Genomic DNA, 17688 nt, shown 5'->3' with positions numbered 1-17688 from the left:
CACCACCACCGCGCCCGCCCCGTCGCCAATGCCAATGGCGTGGCCCTGCGTGTAGTCCACGTTGCGGGTCCACGCGGAGCCCACCGCCACCAGCGCGTGCCGGATGCTGCCCGCGCGCAGGGCCTCCCAGGCCAGCACCACGCCCATCAGGAAGTTGGCGAAGTCCGCGTTCACCGGCACCACCAGCGTGCCCTGTGACAGGCCCAGCTCGCGGTGCACCGCGTACAGCTCGTTCGGCGCGATGAACTCCGACACCGACACGTAGCCGTACAGCCGCTCCACGTCCGCCGCCGTCAGCCCCGCGTCATCAAGCGCGGCGGCGCCCGCCTTCGCGGTGAGCGCGGCCAGGGACTCGCCCGGGCCCAGCACCCGGCGCTCGCGGTTGCCGTAGAAGAGCGCGTGCTCCCCACCGCTTCCGGCGGCGCGGCGCAGGGGCTCGAACAGCGGGTCGTCATTGCCGCGAACCTGCTCCGGGACAGCGGCGCCGACTCCCAGGAGCGCGAAGGTCGCGGCCGACATGCGGCTACTTCCCGTCCGACGCCACCGCGGCGAAGCGGTCGCCGTACGGCGGGACCTCGCGGTAGTCGATGTGCGCGACGATGACCTGCGGCTGGCCGGTCTCGTTCGCGCGGCGCAGCACTTCCGGCAGCAGCGCGTCCAGCTGGCCGGGGCCGTTCACCGTGTAGGCGCGCGCGCCCAGCGACTCGGAGAAGGCCTTCAGGTCCGGGTTGCCCAGGCCGTAGTAGTCATCCTCCAGCGGCACGGTGCGGTCCTGCACGTGCTCGCCGTGGTTCACCATGCCCAGGAAGTTGTCGTTGAGGACGATGGTCACCGTGCCCACGCGGTAGCGCGAGGCGGTGATCATCTCCGTGCCGTTCATCAGGAACGCGCCGTCGCCGACGATGGCCACCGCGGAGCGGTCCGGCCGGCCCACCTTGCCGCCGATGACGGCGCCGCAGGACCAGCCCATGGACGACAGGCCGCACGGGTAGAAGATGCGCGCGGGGGGCGTGATGTGCAGCAGGTGCGACGTCCAACCCGTGCAGTTGCCCATGTCGATGTACAGGTCCATGTCCGGGCTCAGGTGCTTGTCGAGCTCCGCCATCAGGTCCTGCGGCTTCACCGAGTCCCGGGCCTGCGGGGTGCGGACGGCGGGCGCGGGCTCCGTCAGCGCCATCACCTGCGCCCAGCGCTCCTGCACGCGCGCGCCGCTGGACGGGCCAATCATCTGCCCCAGCTCCGCCAGGCCCGTCATCACCGAGCCCACGTCCGCCACGATGGGCAGCCGCACCGGCAGGAACTGGCCGATGTTGGAGGCGTTCACGTCCACCTGGATGACGTGGTGGATGGCCTGGAAGTAGCGGTGGAAGCTGCGGGAGGCCCACTCACCCAGGCGGCTGCCCAGGACGAGCATCACGTCCACGCCGTCGCGCAGGTACGCCTCGGCGCGCTTGCTGCCGGCCAGGCCCAGCACGCCCAGCGACAGCGCCTCGCGCTCGGAGAACAGCCCCTTGCCGCGCATGCTGGTGGCCACCGGGATGCCGTGCTGGGTGACGAACGCGGTGAACGTCTCGGCGTGCTCCGCCATCGCCTCGCGTGCACCCGCGCCCAGGAAGATGAGCGGGCGGCGCGCGGTGCGCAGCAGCGTGAAGGCGGCGCGCAGGTCCTCGAAGGGCGCGGTCGCCGGACGCGCGCGGAAGGCGCCACGCGTGGTGGGAACGGAGGCGCGGTGGATGGGCTGGCGCGCGATGTTGGCCGGCACGCTCAGGTGCGCGGCGCCGCCGGGCAGGCCCTGCGCGGTGCGCATCGAACGCGCCAGCAGCCGCTGGAAGCTCTGCGCGTCCGGCACGCCCGTGGAGCTGGCGCACGCCTGGCGGAACATCTCCACCGTGTTCACGCCGTGGGTGCTGCTGCTCTCCTGGATGGCCATCAGGCCCACGCGGTCCGTGGCGATGTTGCCGCTGATGGCCAGGAGGGGCACGCCGTCCAGGTGCGCGGAGGCCACGCCCGTCAGCGCGTTGGTGGCACCCGGGCCCGCCGTCACCATGCACACGCCCAGCTTGCCCGTCGCGCGCGCGTAGCCGTCCGCCATGAACGCCGCGCCACCTTCGTGCGACGCGATGATGAAGCGCATGGACTTGTGCTTGCGCAGCGCCTGCTGGAACGGGGCGATGTTGCCGCCCGGGACGCCGAACACCGCGTCCACCTCTTCCGCCTCCAGGTGCGCGATCACGCAGTCCGCGACCGTGATGTCCTCCACCGTCTTGAAGCCCCGCGCGTTCACGTCCCCGTACATCGGGATCGGATCGCCGTGACGCGCCTCCATCACGTTCGTCTTCCCCGCGGTCGGCGTCTCGTGCCGGAGTGCCTCGACGGGCACCTCGTTCCGCAGGGTGTTCGACGTGACGGCCTGGAGCTCAGCGAGCGAGGAGTTGGACATTGAAGGACGGTCTCCAAGGCCCCGGAACCCGTGAGGTTCGACGCTGCCTGCCGCGTCGACTCGCTGCCACCGAGTCCGGGGGGACCTCGATGCGTGTGACAGTGTTGCGGGGATGCTGAAAAACTGCATCCCCTTAATAGCGGAGAAGCGAGCGAGTGTGAAGTAAAAATAGTGGAAAGTTCGCCTGACGCTGGATTCTCACACTCCGTGACGAGTACCACGTTTACGGGGGGACGTCTCTATCTTCACGGGGAGGACGTGGTTCGCGCGCGTACGCAGGTGCAGCAGGAGTGGATCCACTCACGTGCCGACTGGGGTAGGCTCGTGGGCACGCGGCCATCCAGCCGGAGTCACACGGGAATGGCGCGGGCACCACATCATCAACGTGGGGGTTGTCATGGCTGAGAATCTGAGGACGGAGTACGGCTTCCGGCTCAATGCGCCGGGCTACATCACCCCCGCCGAGGCCAAGGTCTGGTTCGAGGACCTTCGCGCCAAGGTGGCGATCAAGCGTGGGAGGCCCTTCGGTCTGATGGTGGATATCCGCGGCCAGAAGGCGAACCCGCCGGAGACCCAGGAGATCATCAAGCAGGCGATGGGCTGGCTCCGGCAGAACGGCATGGTGCGCTCGGCGGTGGTGCTCGACAGCACCGTGGCCCGCCTGATGATGGTGCGCATGGCCAAGCAGAGCGGCGTGTACGAGTGGGAGCGCTACATCGACGCGTCGAAGGACTCCGATTGGGAGCACAAGGCGATCGACTGGATCACGAACGCCACGGAGCCCTCGAAGGAAGAGGACGCCGCGGCCTGACGTCCGTCCCCGGGTGATGGCGGTGGCAGCCTCGTTCCGGTAGAGGCCCACCGCCTCCCCAGCCCGTTCGCGGGCACTGTTCCCTCTCTACCTGCCAGGTCCTGTCCGTGATTCCCGGGTCCCCGCGGACGCCAGGCTGGTTCAGGGCGGTCCTGTTCCTCCTCGCCGGATTCCTGGAGCTGCGCTGCGCCGCTCCGTCGCAGTCGCGTGACAACGCGCGTGCGAGCACCTCCCTGTCAGCGCTTTCCTCCCCTGCCCCTACGGCGAAGGTGTTGCGGGTGCGCGTGTACGCGGACGTGGACCACCGTGCGCGGGGGCTCCATTGGGAGCGAGGCGTTGCCGGCTGGCTCCAGCGCGCGAGCGAGTCGTTGCGCGGCCCCCTGGGCATCACGTTCGAGCTGGAGTCCGCGCGGGCATGGGATCGGCGCGGTTCGGACGGTGCGCTGGAGCCGGTGCTGGACGCGTTGGAGGAAGTGGACGCGGGCGAGGACGTGGACCTCGTCGTGGGCCTGGTGGCGGCACCGGCGACCTTCAGCGGCGCGCAGCACGAGCTGGGCTTCGCGCGCGTGCTGGGACGGCACTGCGTGTTGCGCGGCCTGGGCGGAGAGCTGCCGGTGGAGGCGCGGCAGCGGCTGGAGGTGGCGGTCCTGCTGCACGAGTGGGCCCACACCCTGGGCGCGCCGCACGTGCGCGACGGACGGGGATGGATGTCGCCGAAGTACGACGTGGGCCAGACGGGGTTCGATGCGCGGACGCTCGCGCTGCTGGGCGCGGGGCTGAGGCACCTGCCCGGGGCGCGCGTGGAGCTGGAGGCGCAGAAGGCCTGGGCCCGCGAGCTGCGCGCGGCGGCGGAGGCCATGACGGGCCCGGCCTGGGAAGGGGCCGAGCGGGACTTCCTCCTCGAATGGACGGAGCGGGTGCGCGCCTCCAGCGTCGTGCTGGGGCCGGAGGGCACGCCCCTTTCGCTGACACCTCAGGAGCGGCAGCGGCTGGCGGAGGTCATCGCCCTGGAGAAGGCGGGCCGGCCGGAGGTGGCCGCGGAGGCCCTGGAGCCGCTGGCCGTGCGGCATCCCCAGAACGAGCGCGTGCAGTTGCTGGCGTGCTACCTCGCCGTGCGCGTCACTCCGGGCCTGGACGCCACGCGTGAGCGCTGCGAGCGGGCCATCGCGCGGTTTCCCCGCGAGCCCTCCCTGCGAATGAACGTCGCGCTGCTCCACCTGCACGCGGGCCGCTTCGACGAGGCCCGGGACAGCCTGGTGGCGGCGAGGACGAATCTGGAGGCCCGCGCGGACGTGGAGCCCGCGCAGTGGGCGGACCTGGCGGCCCTCTTCCTCCGCGCCCACTGCGTGACGTGGGCGGAGCAGACGGCGGCCCGGGCCCAGGGGCTGGCGGCTTCCACCACCGTGCTGGAACAGGCGGCCCGCCTCCGCAGACAGGTGGCGCTGCCGGCCCGGCCTGAGGCGAGCACCGCCGCTATCGCTCCCGCACGGGAGGGAGCCCTGGTGCGCGCGGTGTCCGGCGTCGAGGCGCTGCTGCATGCCGGCTCGTCAGGGCCCGCGCGGGAGCGCATCGCCGCGCTGGCGCAGGAGTATCCGGCGAGCCCCTCCGTCACGCTCCTGCAATGCGAGCTGCACCTGCTCCAGGGGCGCCTGGGCTCCGCGCGCACGGCCTGTGAGCGGGTGCTCGCGTTCCGGGAGGATGCGGTGCAGGCGCACCTGCTGCTCGGCGTGCTGGCGACGAACACCCGTGCGCATGCGCGTGCACGCAAGCACCTGGAGCGGGTCATCGCCCTGGAGCCTTCACGCACGGAGGCGTGGCACCTGCTCGCGCGCGAGTACCGGGGCACCCGCCAGCTGAAGACGCTCCAGGACCGCTACCGCGAGCAGTTCGCGCGCGACCTGCCGTGAGGCCTACGTCGCGACGGACGCGCGCCAGGCGTCTTCGAGCAGCGCGAGCAGGATGATGTCGTTGAACCCGCCCCCGTTCCCGTCGGCCTGGTAGCCGCGCATCACGCCTTCCTGCTGGAAGCCCGCGCGCGTCAGCGCCTTGTACGACGCGGTGTTGCGCACGTTCACCATGCCCTCGATGCGGTGGAGGTTCAGCTGCTCGAAGCCGAAGCGGATCAGCGCGGGCAGGATGCCCGTCATCACGCCCTGCCCCCACACTGAGCGGCCCACCATGTAGCCCACCTCCGCGCGGCGGTCCTTCTGGCTCCAGTTGAAGAGGGTCAGGTAGCCCAGGGGCGTCGGGTCCTCGTCCTTCGACAACACCCACCGGATGCCCTTGCCCTGGCGCATCGCCTCCAGGTCGCCGGTCAGCTTCTGGTGCAGCGTCTCCCGCGGCACGGGCACCGTGAAGTTCAGGCTCCGCGCCACCTCCGGATGCGAGTACAGCGCGATGACGCCGTCCATGTCCTCGGGGGTGAAGACGCGAACCCGGAACGGCGCGGGGACGACGGGCAGCGGCAGCGTGACGTAGATCATGGACATGCGGTGCGGGCCCCCTGCGGTAGGGACACGAGCACCCTACCGGGTGGGCGCCATCACCGCCATGGCTTGCGTGCCCACTCCTCCTGGCAGGCCTCCAGCAACAGCCGCACCGCGAGCCGGGTGGGCCGGGGACGCAGGTACACCAGGGCCCGCATCCCCTGGCGCTCCGCCAGTGCGTCACCCATTCCCGCTCCCTACTCCGCGCGCATCGCCTCCACCGGATCCAGCCGCGCCGCGCGCGACGCCGGGTAGATGCCGAAGATGAGCCCCACGCCGCAGCTCATCCCCAGCGACAGCGCCACGGCCCACGCGGGCACGCTCATGGGGAACAGCAGCACCCACTTGCCCAGGAAGACGAACCCGAAGCCCAGCCCCAGTCCCAGCACGCCGCCCACGAGCGACAGCATCACCGCCTCCGTGGCGAACTGGCCCAGGATGCGGCGGCGGCGCGCGCCCAGCGCCTTGCGGATGCCAATCTCCCGCGTCCGCTCCGTCACCGACATCAGCATGATGTTCAGGATGCCGATGCCGCCCACCACCAGCGACAGCAGGCACACGCCCACGCCCGCGAACGCGATGACCTGCGACAGCTCGTTGAACGACGCCGTCATGGACTCGTTGGTGTGCAGCTCGAAGTCGTTCGCCTCCTGCGGCGTGAGGCCCCGGCGGCGGCGCATCAGGTTCACCACTTCGTCCTGCGCCTTCTGGAACGACTCCCCGTCACGCGCCTGGATGTCGATCTCCACCGAGCGGTTCTTGCCGTAGAACTGCTGGAAGGCGCGCATGGGCATGATGGCCTGGTTGTCCTGGCTGGCCATCCCCATGACACTGCCGCGCTTCTGCAGCACGCCAATCACCTGGAACGGCCGGCCCTGGAGCCGCACCTCGGAGCCCACCGGATTCATGCCCGGGAAGAGCGTGTCCGCCAGGTCCACGCCAATGACCATCACCGGGCGGCCGTCCAGCGTCTCCGTCTCGTTGAAGAAGCGGCCAGTCGAAACGATGACGCCGCTCGTCTCCAGGTACGTGGGCTCCGTGCCCAGGACGCTCACCGAAGGGGGCGTCTCCCGGAACGCCGTGGTCAGCTTCTTGCCCCACTCCTGGGCCTTGGGTGTGGCCGCGCCCACCGAGGGACAGGACTCCACGATGGCGCGCACGTCGTCGCCGCGCAGGTCCTTGCGCTTGGCGTACTTCGCCCAGTTGATGCGACCGAAGCCGGTGGGCCACTTCGTCACCTCGAAGGTGTGCGCGCCCAGGCTGCCCAGGTTCTTGTTCACCTGTTCGCGCAGGCCTTCGATGAGCGCCATCATCGTGATGACGGTGGCAACACCGATGACGATGCCCACCAGCGTCAAGAGCGAGCGCAGCGGGTTGCCCAGGAACGTGCCGAGCGCCAGCCGCAGGTTGTCCAGGAAGGCGCGCATCTGTGCCTATTCGTAGCGGAGCGCTTCCACCGGGTCCAGCTTCGCCGCCCGCGCGGCCGGCCAGATGCCGAACAGCAGGCCTACCAGCGCCGCGAACGCCACCCCGCCCACCACCGTGCCCGGACGCACGTCCGCCGCCAGCGGCGTCACCAGAGACACGAGCTTCGCCGTGCCCAGCCCCACCGTCGTCCCCAACAGCCCACCCACCGCGGACACGCTGGAGGCCTCCATCAGGAACTGGATGACGATGGTCCGCTGCCGCGCGCCCAGCGCCCGCCGGACGCCAATCTCCCGCGTCCGCTCGCGCACCGACACCAGCATGATGTTCATGATGCCGATGCCGCCCACCAGCAGGGTGATCAGCCCCACGCCCGTGGCCACGGCGTAGAGCGCGCCGGTGAGCTGCTCGTAGGTCGCCGCGAGCGAGTCCGTCCGGTTGACGTTGAAGTCGTCCGGCTGGCCCGGCGGCGTCGCGCGCACGCGCCGCATGATGCCCACCAACTGGTCCTCCGCCTTCGCCATCTGCCCCGCGTCCGCCACGGCGATGGCGATCTGCATGGGCCGCCCCTTGCCGAAGTGCGAGTTGAAGGTCTTGAAGGGCATGAACACGGACATGTCCATGTTCTCCGCCACGACCTTCCCCTTGCGCCCCAACGTGCCCACCACCTGAAAGGGCCGCCCATCGATGCGCACCGTCTGCCCCAGCGGGCTGATGCTGGGAAAGAGCGAGGCGGCCACGTCCGCGCCCAGCACCGTCACCGCCCGGTTCACCTCTTCATCCGCGCGGGTGAGGAACCGTCCGGACACCACCTCGTAGTTGCCGATGGCCAGGTAGTCGCTCCACACGCCGTTGATGCGCACGTTGGAGACCTGGAGCGCGCCGTGCGCCACGTCGGACGTCCGCATCACCGCCGGGGAGATGGCGGTGATGAAGTCCGCCTGGGCGCGCAGCTGCGCCACCTGCTCCAGCGTGAAGTTCTTCCGGTTGCGGTAGAGCCACCAGTTCCCTTTGACCATCCAGGGGTACTTGGAGATGAAGACCGTGTTGGCGCCCAGCGTGGCCAGCTGCTTCTCGAACGACGCGTTGAGCCCCTGGATGATGCCGACAATGGCGAGCAGTGTGGCCACGCCGATGCCGATACCCAGCGTCGTGAGCACCGTGCGCATCCGGTTCGCCCGGAGGGAGAACACCGCGATGCGGGCCCCCTCCAGCACGTCCACGCGGAAGACCCGCCGGAAGCTCACGCGGTGCCCGCCTGCGGCACCACCGTGTGCCCACCCATCGCCACCTCAGGCCCCGGCCCGTCCGCGACGATCTCCCCGTCGCTCAACCGGATGGCCCGGGGGCAGCGCGCGGCCAGCTTGGGCTCGTGCGTGACGAGCACCAGCGTGTGCCCCGCGCGGTGCAGCTGCTCGAAGAGCTTGACGATCTCCTCGCCGGTGGCCGAGTCCAGGTTGCCCGTGGGCTCGTCCGCCAGGAGCATGGACGGCTCCGACACCAGCGCCCGCGCGATGGCCACGCGCTGGCGCTGACCGCCCGACAGCTCGTTGGGCCGGTGGTGCATGCGGTGCGTGAGCTGCACCTTGTCCAGCGCCGCCTTCGCCCGCTCGCGCCGCTCCTTCGCGCCCATCCCCCGGTACACCAGCGGCAGCTCCACGTTGGCGAGCGCAGTCTCGCGGGGCAGCAGCTGGAACGTCTGGAAGATGAAGCCGATCTCCACGTTGCGGATGACGGCCAGGTCGTCGTCGTCCATGCGCGACACGTCCTTGCCGTTGAGCATGTAGCGGCCGCTCGTGGGCGTATCCAGGCAGCCCAGCACGTTCATGAGCGTGCTCTTGCCGGAGCCGGACTGGCCGATGATGGCCACCCACTCCCCCCGCTGGATGCCAAAGGACACGCCGCGCAGCGCGCGCACTTCTTCACCGCCCACGAAGAAGGCCCGCGTGAGCCCCTCCACCTGGATGAGGGGGCCCGCGTCCGGTGCAGGGGTGGACGTCACGACTTGCCCTTCGCCGCGGCCTTCTCCGGCTCGCGCACCGCGTCCCCGTGGGACAGCTCCTTGGACAGCGTGCGGTAGGGGCCCTCCACCACGCGGTCACCGACCTGCAGGCCCTCCAGCACCTCCAGCTCCGTGTCGGAGGCGATGCCGGTGCGCACGCGGCGCACCTGCGCCTTGTTGTCGTTGTCCACCACGAACACGACCTTGGCCAGCGCCTCCGTGCGGCGCTTGGCGGTGAGGGACGTGCCCTCCACCGGCGCCTGGTAGTCCGGCAGCGAGCGCTCCGCGCGCACCGTGACGGCCTGGATGGGCACCAGCACCGCGTCGTTGTGCGTCTCCGCGCTGATGCGCGCCTCGGCGCTCATGCCGGGGAGCACGCCCGGCGGACGCGCGTCCAGGGCGACGGTGATGGGGAAGCTCGTGACTTCAGCCTCCGTGCCCGGGTTCTTGATGGTGGCCTTCTGGGCGATCTCCACCACGGTGCCGGTGAAGGACTGGCCCTCCAGCGCGTCCAGCGTCACCTCGGCGGGCTGGCCGTACTTCAGGTGGACGACCTCGTGCTCACCCACCTCGAACTTGACCTCCATCTGGTTGAGCGCGGCGATGGTCATCACCACGTCCTCGGAGAAGTCGGAGCCGCGCACGCGCTCGCCCACTTCACGCGTCAGCTCGATGACGTTGCCGTCGATGGGGGACAGGAGCGTGGTGCGCGCCAGGTCCGTGGAGGCCTGCTCCAGCACGGCGCTGCTCTGGGCCACGCGCTGCCGGGCGGCGGCGAGGCGCGCCTCGGCGGTGTCCACCACCGCCTGGGACTGCTCCACCTCCGCGGCGGACGCGAGCCCCTTCTCCGCGAGCCCCTTCACGCGGGCCAGCTCCGCGCGCTGCCGCACGGTGTCCACCTCCGCCACCTGGACCTCGGAGCGGGCCGCGTCGCGCGACGCGGTGGCCTGCTTCACGGCCGCCTCGTAGTAGCGCTTGTCGATCTGCCCCAGCACCTGCCCCTTGGTGATGGCGTCGCCGTCCTTCACCTTGAGGGCGACCAGGTCGCCGGACAGGTTGGAGGAGATCTTCACCGTGGTGGCCGCCTGCACCTTGCCCGCGCCGGTGATGGTGCGGGTGATGGTGCCCTTGCGGGCCTTGGCCATCTGGACTTCCTGCGTCGGGGGCGGCCGGTCCCGCAGGCCGCCCACGGTGATGGCCACCGCTCCAAGCAACAGCGCGCCGGCGATTGCCGCCTTCCACCACGTCATTGTGAGTCTCCCGGGTTCAGCGTGCCCATGGCCCGGAACAGGGCATAGCGGGCGATTTCGACATCGATGCGGCTCTGGAGCAACACCAGCTCCGCCTGGGTCAACTTGAGCTGCGCGTCTCGCACGTCCAGCGTGGAGCCGGCGCCCGCGCGGAAGCGCTCCTCCGCCAGCGCCAGGCCCTGCTGGGCGACCGCGCGGTTGTCCGTCGCGAGCTTCGCGGAGGCAATCTGCCCCTCCAGCACCTGGTGGGCGCGGCGCACCTCCGCCTCCAGCTCCCGCGCCGTCTGCGCGAACGTCAGCTCCGCCTTGCGGATGTTGACCTGGGCGCGCGCGGACTGGGCGTCCGTGTTGAAGCCGTTGAACAGGTCCCACGTCAGGTTGATGCCACCGTTGAAGATGTTGCCGTAGCCGGGCTCGCTGAAGAACGGGCCCGGGGCCTGGCTGTTGTGCGAGTACCGCGCGGACAGGCCCACGCGGGGGATGTAGTCACCCTGCACGATGGCCCGCTGGAGCTCCGCCACGCGCACGCGCTGCTGGAGCGCCTTGAGCAGGGCGCGGTGCTCGCGGGCCTGCTTGATGGCGTCATCCAGGGCGGGCGCCGGCGCGGGCTCCTGCTGGAACACGCCGGGGTCCACCGCCTGGAGCAGCTCCGTGCCGGGACGCGCCAGCCACACGGCCAGCTGCACCTGGTCCGCCACCAGCTGGTTCTGGCGCTGCACGACGTTGATGCGGTCGTTGCCCAGGTTGACCTGGGCGGCGATCTCCTCGGACTTGCCCACGCGGCCCGCGGTGAAGAGGGCGCGCGCGCGCTCCAGCTGCTCCTCGCTGCGCTGCGCGGTGGCCTTGAGCACGTCCAGCGAGGCCTGCGACAGGAAGAGGTTGAAGAAGCGGCGGATGGCCTCCAGCTCGGAGGTGTCCGCCTCTTCAATGGACTGGTTGCGCACGGCGTCCACGTTGACGCCCGCCTGCTCCAGCTGCTTCCAGAGACCGCGGTTGTAGATGACCTGCGACACGCCCAGGGACGCGAAGTAGCTGTCCGCCGTGTTGGAGGTGGCCACCACCTCCCGCGTGACGGTCTCCGTCTCACTGATGGGGACGGTGAAGACCTGCCGCCGCTGGCCCACGTAGTCCAGGCTGGGGCCCAGGTTGAGCTGCACCTGGGGCAGCAGGCCGGAGCGCGCCACGCGCTGGTCCTCCTGGGCCACGGCGACATCCAGCGCGGCCTGGAGCGCCTGGGTGTTCTTGCGGCCCAGCTGGCGCGTCTCCTCCAGCGTGATGGGCGTGGCGGTGAGCAGCGTCGCGACGACGAGGAAGGCGCTCACTGCGCACCTCCCGCCGGAAGACCAATGAAGAAGACGCCCACGTACATGAGGTACATCACCCCGATGAGCACCAGCGCGCGCCCCAGGCGCATGCCGGTGGCGGTGGAGAAGCCCACTCCCAGCAGGCCCACGCTCCACAGGTTGAAGAAATCCACGCCCTTGAGCACGCGCTGCATCTTCGGCGACAGGCCGTCCAGGAGGGCCAGGCTGGAGGGCACGAGCCGCACCGCGCGCACGTCGGTGAGCGAGTGCTGATAGGCCGCGCACACCGCGTAGATGAGGTGGTACAGCGCGATGGGCAGCAGCGCCACCGCGGCGGCCGCCATCAGCTGCCCGAAGGCCGCGGGCTTGTTGAAGAGCCAGGCGGCGACCCAGAGGACGCACGCGAGCAGCAGCACCATCAGGGGCATCACGATGAGCCCATTGGCGATGCCGCCCACCAGCGCCTTGCGCGACGCCGTCTGGATCTGCTCGGCGATGTCGGACTCGGACACGCTGGACGCGGTCGAGTCCTTGGGCAGGGCGCTCACGATGGAGGCGGTGGCGTCCCAGCGCAGCGCGAAGACGGTGCCGGAGAGGGCGACGCAGAAGGCGAGGATGAGGAGGGGCCACAGCCAACGCCGGGCCTCGACGGCCGCGCGCGTGCCCTCAATAGGGTCCACGAAGACGCGCGCCGGTTGAACAAGGGAGGTCATAGGGATGGGGTCTCAGGGCGGAATTACGCAGCCCTCCCGGAGTGATTGCCCGGTCCCTTGAATTGAGTCGGGAAACGGGCGGGCAGCCAAACGAAATCCGGCCGCGCCCCAAGGTTTATCCTGCCTTGCATCCATCCTGTAGCGGTCTGTAGCCTAAATTTTGCGGCGGAGCGGCAGACGGTGTATTCCGCTCGGCTGGACGCTTGCCGGAGCATGAATGGTCGACAGCACGGATCTCGCCCAGGTTCTCCATGAGGCGCATGACATCGCCCGCAGCGTCGCCCAGAAGCCCACGTCGGCCCACGTGTTGCTGGCGCTCTTCACGGTGGAGAACCGTGCCCAGCTCCTCCTGAAGGAGAAGGGCGTGGACGAGGACGCGCTCCTCCAGCTCATCACGGAGGCCCCGGCGGAGACGGGCAACGTAGTGCAGGAGTTGACCGCGCGCGCCCGCGAGCTGGCGAGCACCTTCCGTGCGGGCGAGGCGGACTGCCTGCACCTGCTCATCGCCATCATCCGCAAGCGCTGCGCCGCCAGCGACCTGCTGGGGCGGACGGGGCTGGACCTCATCTCCCTGTCCAACACGGCGCTCGCCTACTCCACCAGTGGTGGCCTGCCGCGCCGGCTCCAGCCGGGCTACGGCCAGGCGGTGGCCACGCGCGCGCCGGTGAGCCGTCCGGTGGGCGCGCCGCCGTCTCCCCTTCCCTCCTCCACGTTCGCGCTGAGCGTGCCGCGTCCGGCGCCCATCACGACGCCCCCGGTGACGACCCCGCCGGCCGCGCGCGCGACGCCCGCGCTGTCGCCCCGGGACCTCATCGACGTGGACGAGGACGACGTGACGCAGGACGCCGTCGCGGAAGCCCCTCCTCCTCCGATGCCGCGCATGGCGCCGCTGGCCCCGGCCGCCCGCGCGACGCCGCCCGCCCCGCCGCCTCCCGCGCCCGTGGCCTCCTCGGCTCCCTCGGCTCCGGTGAGCCGGCCGTCCTCGGCGCCCTCGCAGGCCAAGGGGCAGCCGCTGACGCTGGACGCCAAGGCGTTCCCGATGCTCACGTCGCTGGGCCGCAACCTGAGCCAGGCCGCCCGTGAGGGGAAGCTGGACCCGGTGGTGGGCCGCGCGCGGGAGGTCGAGGAGGTCATCGACATCCTGGGCAAGCGCCGCACCAACAACCCGTGCCTGCTGGGCGAGCCCGGCGTGGGCAAGACGGCGGTGGTGGAGGGCGTGGCGCAGCGCCTGATGGGTCTGCGCGGCACGCTGGCGGAGAAGATCCTCGTCGAGCTGGACATGGCCACGCTGGTGGCGGGCACACAGCTGCGCGGCTCGTTCTCCGAGAAGCTCAACGCGCTGAAGGAAGAGGTGCGGCGGGCCGAGGGGCGCGTGGTGGTCTTCATCGACGAAATCCACACGCTGGTGGGCGCGGGCTCCACGGGCGAGGGCCCGCAGGACGCGGCCAACGAGCTGAAGACGGCGATGGCTCGCGGCGAGTTCCCCTGCATCGGGGCGACGACGCACGACGAGTACCGCAAGTTCATCGCGGCGGACCCGGCGCTGGAGCGGCGCTTCACGCCGGTGGTGGTGAACGAGCCGTCGGTGCCGGAGACGGTGCAGATCCTCCAGGGCATCATCGGGCGCTACGAGGAGCACCACGCGCTGCGCTACCTGCCGGAGGCGCTGGAGGCGGCCGCGTCGCTGGCGAGCCGCTACGTGACGGACCGGTTCATGCCGGACAAGGCCATCAGCGTGGTGGACCTGGCGGGCAGCCGCTGCCACCGCGAGGGCAAGCACCGGGTGGACGCGGCGGACGTGGCGCGCGTGGTGGCGAAGCTGGCGGGCGTGCCGGAAGAGCGGCTCTTGATGAACGACTCCGCGCGGCTGCTCCGGTTGGAGAACGACCTGGCGGAGCGCGTGATTGGCCACGGCGACGCGGTGGTGCGCATCGCGCGGGTCATCCGCCGCAACTACGCGGGCTTCGCGTCGCGCCGTCCCATGGGCAGCTTCCTCTTCCTGGGCCCCACGGGCGTGGGCAAGACGGAGATGGCTCGGGCGCTGGCGGAGGTGCTGTTCGGCAACCGGGACGCGCTGGTGCGCCTGGACATGAGCGAGATGTCCGAGGCTCACGGCGTGTCGCGCCTCATCGGGTCGCCCGCGGGCTACGTGGGCTTCGGCGAGGGCGGGCAGCTCACGGAGCCGGTGCGCCGCCGGCCGTCGTCGGTGGTGGTGCTGGACGAGATCGAGAAGGCGCACCGCGAGGTGCAGATGCTGCTGCTCCAGGTGTTGGAGGAGGGGCGGCTGACGGACGGCAAGGGCCGGCACATCGACTTCTCGAACACGGTCATCGTGATGACCACGAACCTGGGCGCGGAGGCGTTCAGCCGCACGGGCCGCGCGGTGGGCTTCGGCGCGGCGGACGCGGCCGAGGGCAAGGCGCTGGACATGGCGTCGGACACGGCGCGCAAGGCGCTGCCGCCGGAGCTGTGGAACCGCATCGATGAGCGGCTGCCGTTCCGTCCGCTGGCGGAGCAGGAGGTGGCGAAGATCGCCACGCTCATCCTGGCGGAGAGCAGCAAGCGGCTCGCGACGGAGCGCGGCATCGTCTACACGGCGGGCACGGACGTGGTGGGGCACCTGCTCAAGTCCGGCGGCTTCGACCCGATGCTGGGCGCGCGGCCCATGCGCCAGGTGGTGCAGCGGCTGGTGGAAGGCCCCCTGGCGGAGCGCATCCTCTCCGGCGAGTTCGGCGCGGGCGACCGCGTGCGAGTGGCCGTGCAGGCCGGTCAGCTCCAGTTCGCCCGGGACGCCGCCTGACGGTGGCGCGGCGAGGCCGGAGCGGCACCGTTCGCTCCGAAGCCGTGAATCCGGCGCGTCCTCGCACGGAGGGCTCGCGAAGCCGGCCGGCTCGGGATGCTTCGGCTCGTGCCCCGTTGGCTCGCAGTGGCTCCGCTGTCCCGCGGGACCGTCCCGCGCTGGGCGCGAAGAAGCCCGTGACGGCGAAGGCGAAGCGCGTCCCCGTGGTCATCGTCGGCGCGGGGCGGCTCGGTGGTGCGCTCGCGCTGGCGTTGCAGGCGAAGCGCTGGCCCGTGCGCGTGTACTCGCGCGACGACGCGGGCCGCGAGCGCGCACGGGCCCTGGGCCTGAAGCCCGCGACCCCAGCGGACCTGAAGAAGGCGCGCGTCTGCGTGCTGTGCGTTCCGGACGCGGCGGTGCCGTCGGTATCCGAAGCTCTTTCCCACGAGCTGCCTCGCACGGCGGCGCTGGTGCACACCGCGGGCGCCCTGCCCCTGTCCGCGCTGGGCACGCAGCGGGGCCGCGCGGTGGGTTCCTTCCATCCGCTCTGCGCCGTGTCCTCCGCGAGGGATTCGCTCGCGGGCCACACCGCCGCCATCAGCACGCGCTCCCCTGCCCTGCGCTCCGTGCTCCAGCGCATGGCGGAGGACGTGGGCTTCGCGATGTTCGACGTGCCGGAGGCGCACCGCGCGGCCTACCACGCGGGCGCGGTGCTGAGCGCCGGTGGACTGGTGGCCCTGGCGGACGCGGCGGTGGGCGCGCTGGGCGCGGCGGGCATCGATCCTGAAGCCGCGCTGAAGGCCCTGCTGCCGCTGATGCGCTCGGCGTTGCGCGGCATCGAAGCGCGCGGCCTTTCGGGGGGACTCACCGGCCCCATCGTCCGGGGAGACGCGGGCGTCGTCGCGGCGCACCTCTCGGCGCTGCCCTCGGACATCGCTCCGCTCTACGCACAGCTCTCGCGGCGGGCCCTGCGGCTGGCCTCGGAGCGGCTCCGTCCGGAGCCCCGTGCCGCGCTGGAAGCCCTGCTCGCGAACAAGTAACGGCGCGCGTCCCGGTCGCCCCGGACGCGCGCCCTTCCCACCGGACTAGGTGAGGATGATGCGCGGGCTCTGCAGCGCGCGGCGCACGATGGCCAGCGCCTGCTCGGAGGCGGCCTCGGCCTCCGTGAGGCGGCGCAGGCAGACGTCGCCGCCCACCGACACGGAGCGCTTCAGGTCCGCCAGCAGCGTCAGCGCCGCCTGGAGCATCTCCTTGCCCTGCGGGGACTCCGCGGCCGGCTTGCCCGCCGCCTTGGACACGTGCTCCGTGAAGCGCTGCACCGCGTCCATGGTCGCGTTCGGGTCGTACTTCTCCAGCATCGGCTTCAGCCGGTCCGGGTTGATGCGGATCAGACGCAGCGCGCCGACCTTCTGGAAGGCCGGGTGCACCAGGCCGATCTCCGACATCTCGAACGCGCCCAGCAGGCCCTCGTCCGGCGCGCGGTGCGAGTGCGGCACCACGTCCACGAAGAGCGCCAGCGGATCCGCGCCCTGCTTGAACGCCTCCAGCTCGTCGTCATCCAGCGGCGGGAAGCTCGCGGGCGCGCCGATGAACAGCAGCGGCAGCACCACGTCGTGCCAGAACTCCTCCGGCGCGGAGCCCGTGCCGCCCACCGTCGCCACCAGGTGCGTCAGCAGCTCCGCGAGCCGCGGGGCGCGCTCGGCCTGATCCGCCAGCGACTTGCCCTGCTCCATGCGCTGCAGCGACGTGACGATCTGCCCCTCGAACTGCTGGCGGGCCTCCGGCGGCAGCGGCGGCTGGGTGCGGCCCAGCGCGTCACGCACGTCGCGCGCCAGCGCGTCCGTCTTCGCCTCCAGCGCCTGCTTCGCCTTGGCCGGATCCACCACGATGAACTGGAGGAAGCCCGGGTCGAACAGGCGCTGGTACTCCTGGGGCCCCAGCCGCTGGGGCTGACCGCCGCCCAGGGCCTGCGCCGGGTTGGTGCCGAACTTCACCTGCCCCAGCGAGCGGCGGATGTCGGCGGCCAGGTCGTCCAGCCGCGTCAACTTGCCCTGCGCCAGCGCGTCCATCACCGCCCCGAACGGGGACAGCATGATGATGGCCTCCGGGAAGCCCAGCGAGGCGCCTTCCGGCGAGTCCCGGTTGGGGAACCAGAACGCCTGGTGCTCGGAGATGAGGCGCAGCGCGAAGCCGCCCGCCAGGCCCAGCGCCGCGCCCTGGTGGTTCGGGTTGTTCGGGTCGAACCGGCCGCCCAAGAGCTGGATGACCGACGTCTCCACGTCCGCCCACGGAGCCTTCGTCAGGTCGACCGGCGCGCCGCTGGCCTTCTCCAACGCGGCGGAAAGCTGGAGCTGCGCATTGTGCACGTGCTGCGGGACAGGGAGCCCCTGGGGCTCGGCGGGTTCGGTCATGGGAAGGTTCCTGTGAGGAATGCGACGCGTTCCCTTACCGTGAAAAACGCGTTCGTGACTACGATTT

Annotated in this window: 14 protein-coding genes and 1 pseudogene; 4 read left to right on the top strand and 11 right to left on the bottom strand. The window is 71.2% G+C overall.

Annotated features, from left to right (window positions below; translation table 11 throughout):
- Both D7V80_RS22145 and D7V80_RS22140 read right to left on the bottom strand, forming a co-directional pair.
- A pseudogene (locus tag D7V80_RS22145) lies at window positions 1–519 on the bottom strand (3-oxoacyl-ACP synthase); the annotation flags it as partial.
- A gap of 4 nt (window positions 520–523) precedes the next feature.
- Window positions 524–2440, bottom strand: coding sequence for a thiamine pyrophosphate-binding protein (locus tag D7V80_RS22140; RefSeq protein WP_120590038.1), 1917 nt, complete (start codon window positions 2438–2440; stop codon window positions 524–526).
- Between the two features lie 397 nt (window positions 2441–2837).
- Here D7V80_RS22140 and D7V80_RS22135 point away from each other — a divergent pair, with 397 nt between their 5' ends.
- Window positions 2838–3251, top strand: a complete 414-nt coding sequence (locus D7V80_RS22135) for a hypothetical protein (RefSeq protein WP_120579775.1) — start codon at window positions 2838–2840, stop codon at window positions 3249–3251.
- Between the two features lie 278 nt (window positions 3252–3529).
- Entirely contained in the window at window positions 3530–5158 is a 1629-nt protein-coding gene (locus D7V80_RS22130; RefSeq protein ID WP_147447176.1) for a tetratricopeptide repeat protein, read from the top strand.
- A gap of 3 nt (window positions 5159–5161) precedes the next feature.
- On the opposite strand, the gene D7V80_RS22125 is transcribed toward D7V80_RS22130, so the two are convergent.
- Genes D7V80_RS22125 through D7V80_RS22095 form a run of 8 tightly spaced genes read right to left on the bottom strand, consistent with a single transcriptional unit; the run spans window position 5162 to window position 12431 of the window.
- Window positions 5162–5740, bottom strand: coding sequence for a GNAT family N-acetyltransferase (locus D7V80_RS22125; RefSeq protein WP_120590036.1), 579 nt, complete (start codon window positions 5738–5740; stop codon window positions 5162–5164).
- 53 nt (window positions 5741–5793) lie between these two features.
- Window positions 5794–5925: a hypothetical protein gene (locus D7V80_RS43490; RefSeq protein WP_255417657.1), complete on the bottom strand. Its 132-nt coding sequence runs from the start codon at window positions 5923–5925 to the stop codon at window positions 5794–5796.
- Window positions 5926–5934: 9 nt separating this feature from the next.
- On the bottom strand, window positions 5935–7164 hold the full coding sequence (locus tag D7V80_RS22120; RefSeq protein WP_120590035.1) for an ABC transporter permease: 1230 nt from the start codon (window positions 7162–7164) through the stop codon (window positions 5935–5937).
- 6 nt (window positions 7165–7170) lie between these two features.
- Window positions 7171–8409 (bottom strand): ABC transporter permease, encoded by a 1239-nt coding sequence (locus D7V80_RS22115; protein WP_120590034.1) that lies wholly within the window; start codon window positions 8407–8409, stop codon window positions 7171–7173.
- Window positions 8406–9164: an ABC transporter ATP-binding protein gene (locus D7V80_RS22110; protein WP_120590033.1), complete on the bottom strand. Its 759-nt coding sequence runs from the start codon at window positions 9162–9164 to the stop codon at window positions 8406–8408. Before D7V80_RS22110 ends, D7V80_RS22115 begins: the two co-directional genes overlap by 4 nt.
- Complete coding sequence (locus D7V80_RS22105) at window positions 9161–10414, bottom strand: efflux RND transporter periplasmic adaptor subunit (protein ID WP_120590032.1); 1254 nt, start codon at window positions 10412–10414, stop codon at window positions 9161–9163. The genes D7V80_RS22110 and D7V80_RS22105 overlap by 4 nt, the downstream gene beginning before the upstream one ends.
- Complete coding sequence (locus D7V80_RS22100; protein WP_120590031.1) at window positions 10411–11736, bottom strand: TolC family protein; 1326 nt, start codon at window positions 11734–11736, stop codon at window positions 10411–10413. Before D7V80_RS22100 ends, D7V80_RS22105 begins: the two co-directional genes overlap by 4 nt.
- The gene (locus D7V80_RS22095) at window positions 11733–12431 is read right to left on the bottom strand and encodes a YIP1 family protein (protein WP_120590030.1); all 699 of its coding nucleotides are present in this window, start codon (window positions 12429–12431) and stop codon (window positions 11733–11735) included. Before D7V80_RS22095 ends, D7V80_RS22100 begins: the two co-directional genes overlap by 4 nt.
- A gap of 217 nt (window positions 12432–12648) precedes the next feature.
- On the opposite strand from D7V80_RS22095, the gene D7V80_RS22090 reads away from it, so the two are divergent.
- Window positions 12649–15231 carry an AAA family ATPase gene (locus tag D7V80_RS22090; protein WP_120590029.1) on the top strand — a complete coding sequence of 861 codons (2583 nt, stop codon included), beginning with the start codon at window positions 12649–12651 and terminating at the stop codon, window positions 15229–15231.
- Window positions 15232–15407: 176 nt separating this feature from the next.
- Window positions 15408–16250 (top strand): Rossmann-like and DUF2520 domain-containing protein, encoded by an 843-nt coding sequence (locus tag D7V80_RS22085; protein WP_120590028.1) that lies wholly within the window; start codon window positions 15408–15410, stop codon window positions 16248–16250.
- A 45-nt stretch (window positions 16251–16295) separates the two neighbouring features.
- Here D7V80_RS22085 and D7V80_RS22080 read toward each other — a convergent pair whose 3' ends face one another.
- Window positions 16296–17621 carry a hypothetical protein gene (locus D7V80_RS22080; protein WP_120590027.1) on the bottom strand — a complete coding sequence of 442 codons (1326 nt, stop codon included), beginning with the start codon at window positions 17619–17621 and terminating at the stop codon, window positions 16296–16298.
- Between the last annotated feature and the right edge of the window lie 67 nt (window positions 17622–17688).

Origin of the sequence: Corallococcus sp. CA054B, from assembly GCF_003611625.1 — a bacterium.
Lineage (GTDB): Bacteria > Myxococcota > Myxococcia > Myxococcales > Myxococcaceae > Corallococcus > Corallococcus coralloides.
This window is presented reverse-complemented; position numbering and strand designations above follow the sequence as displayed.